Here is an 11,544-nt window from a genome sequence, read left to right on the forward strand (position 1 = left end):
TCACTTATAGAATGAATTAGTAGGATCATATCATACTGTTACTTAATTTCGTTGTAAGAGATGAAATCCCTGCTAAGGACTAAGAATTTATTTTAATCGCGGAAAGTAAATAAAGTGGAATGAAGAGGGGGAGTAAGTCTATGATTATTCGTAATCAAAAAGAAGAATTTGTATTGATTCGCCAACATGATCATGGTTTTCTAGCGGGAGAATTTGCGAAACATATAAAAAAAGATTTCTTTGAAAATACTTTATATTTAAAAGAATGTATTGATGCGATTTATGAACATGATAGGGGATGGATAAGATTGGATAAGACGCCAATTTGGAATGATGCTACAAATGCACCATATACTTTTATGGACTGTCCAAGTTCTTTACGATTTGTTTTTTACACGTTAGGACTTAATGAGATTGCCAAAAGTAATACATATGGAGCTGTACTTTGTAGTAAACATTTTATTTCATTTCCTCTCAATCAGGAAGATAACGAGATGGTGAATTTCTATCAAAAAGAATTAGACCGTCAAAAACAACTTTTGAAAACGTTAACAAAAGGACAGTATATGATGTTTGATAAGCATTATAGATTATTGAAGTTTTGTGATGAATTGTCTTTATATGTTTGTATGAATCATCCCGGTGCCTCAAAACAAGAGGAAGTAGCTTTATTTAAAGGTGGATTTGAGGGGACTGAAATATTTAATAGAGAAGCAAATGAGTTACTACAAGCGGAATGGGTAGATAAAAAAACGATTCGAGTCGCGCCATTTCCTTTTGAAACAGAATTCAACACATATGTAAAATATAAATCTATAAAAAAGAAAACGATAGAAAAAATAGGAATTGCGAAAGCGGATGAAAAAACAGAATTTCAGAAACAACAACTATCTGTGATCAGATAAATGCCATATGAACAAACTGGAAATTAAGATTTACATACATATATTCGATCGAGTTCGTTTTATGAGGAGGCTGTCCTAAAAGGATACCTTTGGGGACAGCCTTTAGTTTTTAAAATTTAGATTCAAGTGGAATAGAAGAAAGGAACTTTTCAAAGCGGAACAAATTATTTTTTTGTGATTCCGAATAAGTTGTTGATTTCACTTAAAGTAGATAATGCCATTACCATATTTTGATCAGCAAGACCTAAAGGATGAAGTGTATTTTGGGAAATTTCATTTAAAGGTGTACCATCACTTAAATCTTCAGAAACTGAAGATGCAGCATTTTTCATATAATTTGAAGCCGCGATAAATGCGATTCGAAAATGATTCATTTTTTTCTTCAAATCTGTATCTTGTAGTTTTTTCTCTGCCTTAAAATTCTCCATTTGACTTGAGAGTTCGCTAAAATCATTGCTAATCTGATTCATTTTTTCTATTAATTCGGCTTTATTTACATTATTTTTGTTCCCATTTATAATGTCCCAGGCAGGGAGCCATTCCTTGGCTACAATTTGATCATATTTTGCATTTAACAAATCAATGTGCGATTTTAATTCTTTTTGATAAGTAGATTTGTCAAGGGATTCTTTTGTATCCTGTTGTAGTTTTTTCTCTGAATTGTAGCTGAATGTAATAAAAGAAATTGTGCCTGTAATGATGACCGCACTAAAAAGCACTACCCACCATTTTCGATCGAATAACTCTTTCATGATGTATATTCCTCCAGTAAGGTGAAGTATCAAAATATCTTATCTATCATAACAAGTTATACATTTTCTTTTTGTCATATTTTGTCGACGTAGAAAGATTTCGTACTAAGACAAAAGTTGAATTATCTAGTTCATATTGCTATCATCATCTGAAAATTTCGATTTATAATATATATATCCTGCTGTAAAATATTTTAATCAATTATAATTATATTATGTAAATTTGATTCGGTTTTACTAGTAGATTTGTTAGGAGAGAATGAAATGCTGTTAAAAACAATATTTTGTCAAGTCGAAAAAGAGAAAATGAGTTTGTTTTCAAAAGCGCAAGAAAGATGGAGGGATTTGCGAAATGTGAATGGATTTCTTGGTCAATGTGGGGGATGGGATCAAGAAGAAGCTTGTATATTTACTCTTTGGGAGAATATGAGTACATATCAAACCTTTATGGATGAAATACACGATTCCATTTTTAACAATAGCAATCAACAGGAAACGTACATAACTTGTGATATTGAACTATATGAAACTTTATTTCATATAAAGGATTCATCAATCACGAAGGCAATTGCAAAAGGTACGTTTATTAGAACTGCAATTTGTGATGTGAAACGTGGAAAGGAAGAACAGTTTTTACATGTACAACGAACGATTTGGAATGAAGGGATGAGAGAAACAGCAGGGATGTTAGGCGGTGTTGTAGGAAGATCATTGAAAAATGCAAATCGCTATATTGTACTTTCTTTTTGGAAAGATGAAAAATCACATCGCTTTTACATGAATGAAATTTTTCCAACGTTATATGAACAGGCAAATGTATCATTAGATGTAGAACATGTACAAGGGAAAAAGTTGAATATATAAAAGAATGGCTTATTAGTTCATAATAAAAGTGCAGAGTCAGGAATAAAAAAATAATTTTTTTATTTTAAAATACTTGCAAAAAAATTTTGAATAAGATATAGTTAATAGCAATTAATGGATATGAATCTAAAAGCAAAGAAAAGGACACGAGTTATTTAAAACGGTTATACAGAGAAGGAAGAATAGCTGAGAACTTCCTAACGCAGTGAAATAACTTACCACCTTCGAGCTGCACTGGGGAAAAGAAAAGTATCTAGTGCCGTGCCAGCGACGTTACTGCAAAAGAAGCCATTGTATATTTTTATATAATGGGAATCTGGGTGGAACCACGGATATTAAGCATATTCGTCCCTAATTTCAGGGATGAATATGCTTTTTTTATTTTTTAAATTTTATATCACGACAAGCAAAGAAAAGGACACGAGTTATTTAAAACGGTTATACAGAGAGGGAAGAATAGCTGAGAACTTCCTAACGCAGTGAAATAACTTACCACCTTCGAGCTGCACTGGGGAAAAGAAAAGTATCTAGTGCCGTGTCAGCGACGTTATCGCAAAAGAAGCCATTGTATATTGTATATAATGGGAATCTGGGTGGAACCACGGGTACAAGCACGCTCGTCCCTATATGTATAGGGATGAGTGTGCTTTTTTTATAAAAGAAATGGAGCGATGAAAATGAGTGAACAGATGATCAGTATTATTTTTCCAGATGGAAGCAAAAAAGAATATAGAAAAGGAATTACTTTAGAAGAAATAGCGGCATCCATTCGTTCTAGTTTGAAAAAGAAAGCAGTAGCCGGGAAAGTGAATGATCAACTATTTGATTTACGCCGTAAGCTTGAGAATGATGCAAAAGTTGAAATTATTTCTATCGATTCAGAAGAAGGGGTAAACATAGCAAGGCATACTGCTGCACATATATTAGCACAAGCTGTAAAAAGAATTTATGGCAATGTCAAACTTGGGGTAGGACCTGTGATTGAAAATGGTTTTTATTATGATTTAGATCTTTCAAGTAGTATAACTGTTGAGGATTTTCCGATAATTGAAAAAGAAATGAAGAATATCATACATGAAAATTTAAATATCGAAAGGATTGAAATAAGTAGAGAAGCGGCAGAGAAGTTTTTTAAAGAAGCGGACGACCATTTAAAGTTAGAACTTTTAGAAGCAATACCTGAAGGAGAAGTTATAACAATGTATAAACAAGGAGAATTTGTAGATTTATGCCGCGGTCCACATTTACCATCTACTGGATATTTAAAAGCATTTCAATTAACTCATGTTTCTGGAGCATATTGGCGCGGAGATAGCAATAATCAAGTATTGCAGCGTGTATACGGCGTTGCGTTTTCCTCCCAAAAAGAATTAAAAAAATATTTGCATTTTGTAGAAGAAGCGGCTAAGAGAAATCATCGTAAACTTGGAAATGAACTAGAATTATTTATGTTCTCTGAAGAAGCACCGGGAATGCCATTTTATTTACCGAAAGGGCAAATCATTCGAAATGAGTTAGAAGGATTTTTAAGAGAAATTCAACAAGCATATGATTATCAAGAGGTACGTACTCCTCTTATGATGAATCAAGAGCTATGGGAAAAATCAGGACATTGGGATCATTATAAAGATAATATGTATTTTTCAGAGGTAGACCATAAAAGCTTTGCATTAAAACCAATGAATTGTCCAGGACATATGCTTATATTTAAGCATAAACTTCGGTCATATCGTGATTTACCAATTCGAATGTGTGAGTTTGGCCAAGTTCATCGCCATGAGTTTAGTGGTGCATTAAATGGTTTATTAAGAGTACGTACATTTTGTCAGGATGATGCACATATTTATGTGACAGCTGAACAGATAGAGAGTGAAATACAATCAGTATTAAAACAAATCGATTATGTCTATAGAACATTTGGATTTGAATATGAAATTGAGCTATCAACAAGACCTGAAAATTCAATGGGGGATGATGAACTATGGAATTAAGCAGAAGCTGCTCTTGAAAACGTACTGAAATCTTTACAATATAATTATAGAATTAATGAAGGAGATGGTGCTTTTTATGGACCAAAAATTGATTTTCATATTAAGGATGCTTTAAAAAGAAGTCATCAATGTGGAACAGTTCAATTAGATTTTCAAATGCCTGAGAAATTTGATTTACACTATATCGATGAGAAAAATGAAAAGAGACGACCAGTCGTGATTCACCGTGCTGTATTAGGATCGTTTGATCGTTTCCTAGCAATATTAATTGAACATTTTGGAGGAGCCTTTCCGGCATGGCTAGCTCCTATTCAAGTAAAAGTAATCCCAGTTTCAAATCTAGTACACGATTCATATACAAAAGAGATTGAAGATAAATTCAAACAGGTTGATATACGAGTAGAACGGGATATTCGTAATGAAAAACTAGGATATAAAATCCGGGACGCTCAAATACAGAAAATACCATATGTTCTGGTCATCGGAGATAAGGAAATGGAGAATGCATCTGTAAATGTACGTAAATATGGTGAAGAGAACTCAGAAGTTGTATCACTACATGAGTTTATAGAGAACTTACAGATAGAAATTAAAAATAGAAATGAATAAGTAAAAAGATAGATAAAAACATTTTGTTTTTATCTATCTTTTTACTTTTATCTTTGAGCAATAAAGGAAATAAGCCTTTTTCGTGATGAATTTGAATAAATCATAATGAAATTAATGATGTCCTGTAAAGAATGTGATAAATAAAACGCCGCTGATAGACCAGAAAAGAAAGGAGATAGGAGAAAGATTTTTTACAGCTTTGCCTAGCATTTCGTGTATGGTAACATATCCTAATGAACCGATTGCACTTCCCATAACTAGTCCTTGTAAATGAGCTGCTTTTCCTTCCATTATAATACCGAAGATCGTTCCTGTACCGAGAATCATAGAAAGTAAGAAAATGACAAGTAGAAACGAAATATACGTATGTTTTGTAAACAAAAACGGGATAATTAAGGCTAATCCTTCTGGAATATGATGGATTATAACTGCAAGTAAAAAAGGAATAGCAGACTCGTTATGATTGATAAAGGCAGACCCAAGGGCAAATCCGCTCGGTACATTATGAATAAAAATGGCAAAAGATAAAAATAAAAAAGTTTGCCATGCTTGTTGGTTTTTTGTATGTATAATGGAATGGTGATAATGATGATCGAATAGGCTCATAAGTAAAATGCTAATGACAATTCCAAGTATGGGACTCACCGCTTTGTAATTTGAAAAAGTTTCTGGAATAATTTCAATTGATAATAACCCAAGTAAAATGCCACCGCATAGTGCGTATAAATGATGCATCTTTTCCGCTATAAACTGACGTGTCATCACACCAACAGCACCACCTAGTAATAAACCACCAAATGAAAAAAATGTCACGATTATTGGAATCCATAATCGTTCCATCGTATCACTCCTCATTTTTTCACTTCATTTTAACTTACGATAATCGAAAAGAGATTAGTCCAACTAATTTTAAAGGTTATAGAGAAATATTTATTTCGTATAATTTGTATATTGTTTTCACTCAAAAAGAGATGAGGGATGTATTGTACAAAATAAAATGGAGTTTATTAGATCTATCATTTTCACTTTCAGGAGCTGAGAGAGTAAGAATTCAAAAAGATATGAATATTAGATATTGCATACGGCACAGAAAAGGGGACATTTCCTTTTGTCAAGAAGGATATCGGATGATTGGATCGGAAATGAACTAAGACATGATTGTTATTCTACGGTAGTAGTTTGTCAGAAAAGAGAGAGGAGGGTGTTAGTTCGTTCAACTTACTTTCCGATATCTTTTAAATTATTATATGAAAAATATATAATAATTTAAAAGATATTATAATATTTTATATACCATTTAAAGGATAATTCAATGATTTTATTCGAATAGTCGTTTGTTTATCCCGCTATTTTAGGGCAGTAAGATTGCCTCTCAAGATTCAAAAAGAGAAGCAAGGAGTAGGGCTGCCCGTAACAGCCCGATTGGTGAGGGCTCATAATCAGTGGAGGATGAAAAAAAACCACTGATTAAAGTTTCACTTTATGTTAACGAGATCACACCTAGTATTTTTTGAACCTTATGAAATCAAATTTAAGAGAAGTATAGAAGGGAGAAATTTGATTGAATCAATATAAGGTATTTTGGCTCTCTAGAACTATTTCTTTTTTTGGAGATTACGTATTTTCTATTACTATGATTTGGTTTGCATTACAGAGCAATGGAATATGGGGGGGGGAACGGGGGCAGTTTCTACAGCTGTAGTCTCTAGGATGATTGGATCTATCGTATTTGCACCATTAGTAAATATATTTGGTAGTAGAAAAATTATTATTTGTACAGATTTGTTAAGAGGATTTGTGATGTTAGCTTTCTGGTTATTGGCGATATTAGGAAGCCAAAACGTTATTCTACTCTCTCTCTTAGTGGGATTAAATATGTTTTTTGCAGGAGGTTTTGAAGCTGCACTTCAAAGCTTTATTCCAACTATTAGTGACGAATTACGGAAAGCGAATGCGGATTTAAGTACAGGGAGGAACTTTGTTCAATTAATAGGGTTGTTATCTGGCGGTATTTTAATGGAAATGTACTTTGGATTAGGATTTTTTCTAATTTCGTTTATGATCGTTCAACTGATCAAGAGTTGGAAAAGTTTGTTGATTATATTGCAGAACGCCCAAGGACGACTCCTAGTCCTTGGCGTAATCTCAATTATTTAAGAGGTATTCTCAAAGAAGGAATTTTTCATGCTGAAAGAGCTCTAGATGATTGGATAAACATGCCATGGGATATAGGCATATCTACGATGTTTCAGCAGAATATGGGAGCATTATCTATAGCTAGAAGGTTAAAGAATCAGTTTAATTTACACATTATTTTTGGCGGTGCAAATTATCAAGGAATAATGGGAAAAAAGTTAATAGAGCCATATTCGTATATTGATGTTGTATGTACTGTTGAAAGTGAGGAAGCGTTTCTTTTTTATGTAGAACAGTATATGTTATAGGAGAAAACATAAGTAAATGGAATGATTACGCAGCACAACTTGCATCTTTCCATTCCTGATAAGATACAGATGGATAAGCTCTCTTTGCCTACTTTCGATGATTGGAAATGCTATTTGCTATCTAAATTGTATATGTCATTTTGGGAAATTAATAAAAAAGAACCCTACTTAAATAGGATTCTTCTAAGTGATTTAGTCTAACAAAAAAAATCGGCTTCACGGTAATATTCATCACAAGAGTTGTTTTGGTTATTACAGCAAATACAAAATGTTTTTTCGATATACATACCGATACCGCCCCCTGTATTGGAAGCATTTGTGAGTTGGAGTCGTTGGATATCCTCTACTTGAAATATTCTTGTATCAAGAGCTTGTAGAGTAGCAGTAATTGGTGTTGAAGAACTTCTTGTGAAGATTGATACTGTTATAGGAGGAGTACCACCAGTAACAAAAAACTGAAGTAATGCTTTATTGTGATTGCTAGTAAAGTCTTCAAAAGCCGTTATTGTAGAGTTAGGTGGTATGTTAACATCTAGTAGAATATTTCCGTTTAGGTTAATTCCGGCACCGGATATAATGTGTGTTGCAATAGAACAATTATTGTTTTTTTGCTGGTTTTGTTTTTTATAATACTTTTTACCATCTTTATAAAAATAATCAGCCATGCGTATGTCATTCTCCTTTCTTTGAAATGTTTATATATTCTATTCGCTAAACGGTAGGATGCTTGTACAAAATATAAAAACCCGCTCTAGTAAATAAAAACTACTTGACTAATTGTAAGAAGGGATTTACGATACAACCTAAGTTTTCGTGAGGTAGTCGAAATGATGGAAGAACGCGGGCTATTTATTGCTCATACAACCATTATGCGCTGGATTCATCAATATGGTTCTGAATTAGTTTTCACATCAATGTAGTTCAGGAATATATGAAAAAGTCAAAGCGAAGTTACTATTATTCAACAGAACAAAACGTGAAGAAAGTTCGTGTTATCTAAAAAAGAAGGGCTCCATTTGAAAGAAAGTGGAGCCTTTACAATTTAGAATGATGGGGAGTAGCCCTTATGGTTTCGGGCTACATAGGAATAACATGATGGAAATCTTGAACTACCTAAATAAATTATGCGCGTGTGTCATTATTTTGTATTAGGTAAATATTTTTTACCTAATACAAATATACAATTCATTTTTTGTAGAGTCAATCTTTTTTGTAATGTTTTACCTTTCGCTTAAATAAGAGATATTTATTTGTTTTTTCTTACATATGTAAGATTTACAGAAACATGAGGGTTTTACTTATTATGTAAGTAGTCTATACTAAGATACATAACTTTTAAAATTGGAGCGAGTATTGCGATATGGAGCTGAGAAGAATAGAGGAAATGATTGACCTAAAAAAAGAAGAACTCGTTATGCTTGTTGCGAACTATGGTTTTCAACATGAAAAAGTATTAGAAGTGAGTCAAGAAATTGATAAACTAATAAATTGGATTATGTTTTTGAGATGAAGACATGTATGAAGAAGATGAGATAAAAATTATCGAATATTTTTGATATATTTTTATTTAGCAGAATATTTCATTTATTTTAAGGGGGAGTAGAGGTGATATTACATGCGAATATTTCAGGGGCTGGCGAACCAATTGTATTTCTGCATTCTGGCGGTATGACAGGATTAACAGAGTTTGAAGAACAGACTGAGTTTTTTAAAAAAGAAAGTTATAAAATAATTCGACCGGATTTAAGAGGCCATGGGAAAACAGGGGGTTCCATAAAAAATTACTTTTCTCAATGTCCAGACGATATAAGAGATACTTTAGAATTTTTACAAGTGAACCGTTGTCATATCGCAGGAGTTTCAATTGGCGGGTTAGTTGCACTTTTATTTGCCAAAAAGTATCCGGAGAAAGTAAAATCATTAACTTTTTCTGGGGTTTTTCCGATGAAAACAGAAAACTGGGATGAAGATCAAAGGGAAGAAGCAATTAGACATAAAATGTTATTCGAAAATGAAGAGATTGTAAATTATATGAATCAAATCCATGTAAATAGTGATTGGAAAGCATTAATCGAATCATGGAATGAAGAGGATTGGTATCCATTTTCTGAAACGAGGGAAGTTTCAAGTTTACAAGTGCCATCGTTATGTATAGTAGGGGGAGAATCAAAAGCTGAAGTTACCGCCGCTATGACATTTAAAGAATTAAATCCCGCAATTTATATTGCGGTTATTCCTTTTGCAAGTCATCTCGTTCATCGGGATCAGCCTGATGTATATTCAAATATATTGTCTAAATTCTTACAGAGTGTGAAAGCTGCTAGTCGAGAGAACTAATTTTTGGGTATAATAATAAAAGAATTTAATAATTTGTAGTATCGGTTAGGAGCTTAGTTGACATGAAAACAGTTCTTGTTATAGGTGGAGGTATTACAGGCCTCTCCACAATGTTTTACTTAGAAAGAATGAAAAAGGATTACAATCTAGATTTAAATTTAATCCTAGTGGAAAAAGAGAAATATTTAGGCGGGAAAATTCATAGTGTGAAAAAGCATGGTTTTATTATGGAGACAGGGGCAGACTCTATGGTTGCACGAAATGAACATGTTATTCCTCTTATAAAAGAATTGAATTTAGAAGAGGAGATGGTTTATAACGAAACAGGAATTTCTTACATTTATTCAGATAATATGTTACATCCAATTCCCGCTGATACTGTATTTGGAATCCCAACAAGTGTAGAATCATTATTTCACAGTACATTAGTTTCTGCAAAAGGGAAGATCACTGCGCTAAAAGACTTTATTACGAAAAATAAAAGTTTCACAAAAGAGACATCGCTTGCTTTATTTTTGGAAAGCTTTTTAGGAAAAGAGTTAGTGGAAAAGCAAATTGCTCCTGTGCTTTCGGGTGTATATTCTGGCAAATTACATGAACTTACGATGGCATCTACATTACCATATTTAGTGGACTATAAAAATAAGTACGGCAGTATTATAAAAGGATTTGAAGTAAATAAAAAACAATTTCAGGCGGCTGGAAATAAAAAGTTTGTATCATTTAAAAACGGATTATCTACAATTATTCATCGGTTAGAAGAGACATTAAGTGATACGGAAATACGAAAAGGAATGCTAACAACAAATATAAGTAAAAACGATGATGGATATGAAGTTTCTTTTGTGAATGGAGAAACAGTAAAAGCAGATTGTATCGTGCTAGCTGTTCCACATGATGTTGCACAAACAATTTTACATTCTCGTGATTTGGACGATGAATTTGATAAATTTAAGAACTCATCGCTTGTAAGTATTTATTTAGGGTTTGATATACCTGATCATCAATTACCGGCAGATGGAACTGGCTTTATTGTTTCGGAAAACGGAAATTTACAATGTGATGCTTGTACTTGGACAAGTAGAAAATGGAAACACACGTCAGAAAAGCAAAATTTACTAGTGAGAATGTTTTATAAAAGTTCAAACGCAAATTACGAAAAAATGAAACATAGTAGTGAAGAAGAACGTCTTCAAATTGCTTTAACGGATATTGAAAAAAGTCTTGGAATTCAGGGGAAACCACAAGTAGTTGAAGTTACAAATTGGGATGGCTTAATGCCAAATTATCATTTAGAGCATAATCAAGCAGTTCAATCTTTAAATGAAAAATTAGTAAAAATTGTTCCGAATATTTATGTAGCTGGAGCTTCTTATTACGGTGTAGGTATTGGAGCTTGTATAGGAAACGGAAAACAAACAGCAAGTCAAATTATAAAAGCATTACATAATTGCTCAAAGTAAGCATAAAGAAACAAACCCTCTCATCGCTAAGAGGGTTTGTTTCTTTATGACGCTGCACATTGTCATGCCTTACAATCTTCTTAAATAAGCGGATGAAGGAAAAGAATAAAAAAATAACAAAACCGGTGGAGATAATCTATTTTCTCCACCGGTTTTTTAGTTATTGGAAGAAACGTGTA

10 protein-coding genes, 2 pseudogenes and 2 other annotated features are annotated in these 11,544 nt (G+C 32.8%); of the genes and pseudogenes, 9 read left to right on the top strand and 3 right to left on the bottom strand.

Going from position 1 to position 11,544, the window contains the following annotated elements:
• The first annotated feature begins 140 nt into the window (after positions 1-140).
• Positions 141-905 (top strand): DUF3891 family protein, encoded by a 765-nt coding sequence (locus MR059_RS06125; RefSeq protein ID WP_012094253.1) that lies wholly within the window; start codon positions 141-143, stop codon positions 903-905.
• A gap of 164 nt (positions 906-1,069) precedes the next feature.
• Here MR059_RS06125 and MR059_RS06130 read toward each other — a convergent pair whose 3' ends face one another.
• A complete protein-coding gene (locus MR059_RS06130; RefSeq protein WP_012094254.1) occupies positions 1,070-1,657 on the bottom strand; it encodes a hypothetical protein in 588 nt (195 codons plus the stop codon).
• Between the two features lie 264 nt (positions 1,658-1,921).
• Between MR059_RS06130 and MR059_RS06135 the strand changes: the two genes are divergently transcribed.
• Positions 1,922-2,521 carry a DUF4937 domain-containing protein gene (locus MR059_RS06135; protein WP_048722948.1) on the top strand — a complete coding sequence of 200 codons (600 nt, stop codon included), beginning with the start codon at positions 1,922-1,924 and terminating at the stop codon, positions 2,519-2,521.
• Between the two features lie 126 nt (positions 2,522-2,647).
• Positions 2,648-2,877, top strand: a binding site (T-box leader).
• A gap of 44 nt (positions 2,878-2,921) precedes the next feature.
• Positions 2,922-3,149, top strand: a binding site (T-box leader).
• A 49-nt stretch (positions 3,150-3,198) separates the two neighbouring features.
• Positions 3,199-5,121: pseudogene (gene thrS, locus MR059_RS06140) on the top strand (threonine--tRNA ligase).
• 111 nt (positions 5,122-5,232) lie between these two features.
• Here the strand turns inward: thrS and MR059_RS06145 are convergent.
• A complete protein-coding gene (locus MR059_RS06145; RefSeq protein WP_041809715.1) occupies positions 5,233-5,961 on the bottom strand; it encodes a ZIP family metal transporter in 729 nt (242 codons plus the stop codon).
• An 825-nt stretch (positions 5,962-6,786) separates the two neighbouring features.
• Between MR059_RS06145 and MR059_RS06150 the strand changes: the two genes are divergently transcribed.
• Both MR059_RS06150 and MR059_RS06155 read left to right on the top strand, forming a co-directional pair.
• Complete coding sequence (locus MR059_RS06150) at positions 6,787-7,278, top strand: MFS transporter (RefSeq protein ID WP_242161622.1); 492 nt, start codon at positions 6,787-6,789, stop codon at positions 7,276-7,278.
• An 86-nt stretch (positions 7,279-7,364) separates the two neighbouring features.
• Positions 7,365-7,565 carry a hypothetical protein gene (locus tag MR059_RS06155; protein WP_242161623.1) on the top strand — a complete coding sequence of 67 codons (201 nt, stop codon included), beginning with the start codon at positions 7,365-7,367 and terminating at the stop codon, positions 7,563-7,565.
• Positions 7,566-7,762: 197 nt separating this feature from the next.
• Here MR059_RS06155 and MR059_RS06160 read toward each other — a convergent pair whose 3' ends face one another.
• On the bottom strand, positions 7,763-8,230 hold the full coding sequence (locus tag MR059_RS06160; RefSeq protein WP_087098698.1) for an exosporium protein D: 468 nt from the start codon (positions 8,228-8,230) through the stop codon (positions 7,763-7,765).
• A gap of 111 nt (positions 8,231-8,341) precedes the next feature.
• Here MR059_RS06160 and MR059_RS06165 point away from each other — a divergent pair.
• From MR059_RS06165 to MR059_RS06180, 4 genes and pseudogenes are all read left to right on the top strand, one after another.
• Positions 8,342-8,467 (top strand): annotated as a pseudogene (locus MR059_RS06165) (IS6 family transposase); the annotation flags it as partial.
• 458 nt (positions 8,468-8,925) lie between these two features.
• Entirely contained in the window at positions 8,926-9,075 is a 150-nt protein-coding gene (locus tag MR059_RS06170; protein WP_012094260.1) for an aspartyl-phosphate phosphatase Spo0E family protein, read from the top strand.
• A gap of 95 nt (positions 9,076-9,170) precedes the next feature.
• Positions 9,171-9,902 carry an alpha/beta fold hydrolase gene (locus tag MR059_RS06175; protein WP_242161624.1) on the top strand — a complete coding sequence of 244 codons (732 nt, stop codon included), beginning with the start codon at positions 9,171-9,173 and terminating at the stop codon, positions 9,900-9,902.
• A gap of 62 nt (positions 9,903-9,964) precedes the next feature.
• Positions 9,965-11,365 carry a protoporphyrinogen oxidase gene (locus MR059_RS06180; protein WP_242161625.1) on the top strand — a complete coding sequence of 467 codons (1,401 nt, stop codon included), beginning with the start codon at positions 9,965-9,967 and terminating at the stop codon, positions 11,363-11,365.
• Positions 11,366-11,544 lie beyond the last annotated feature (179 nt).

The sequence above is a fragment of the Bacillus cereus group sp. BfR-BA-01522 genome (assembly GCF_022662635.1).
Classification (GTDB): domain Bacteria; phylum Bacillota; class Bacilli; order Bacillales; family Bacillaceae_G; genus Bacillus_A; species Bacillus_A cytotoxicus.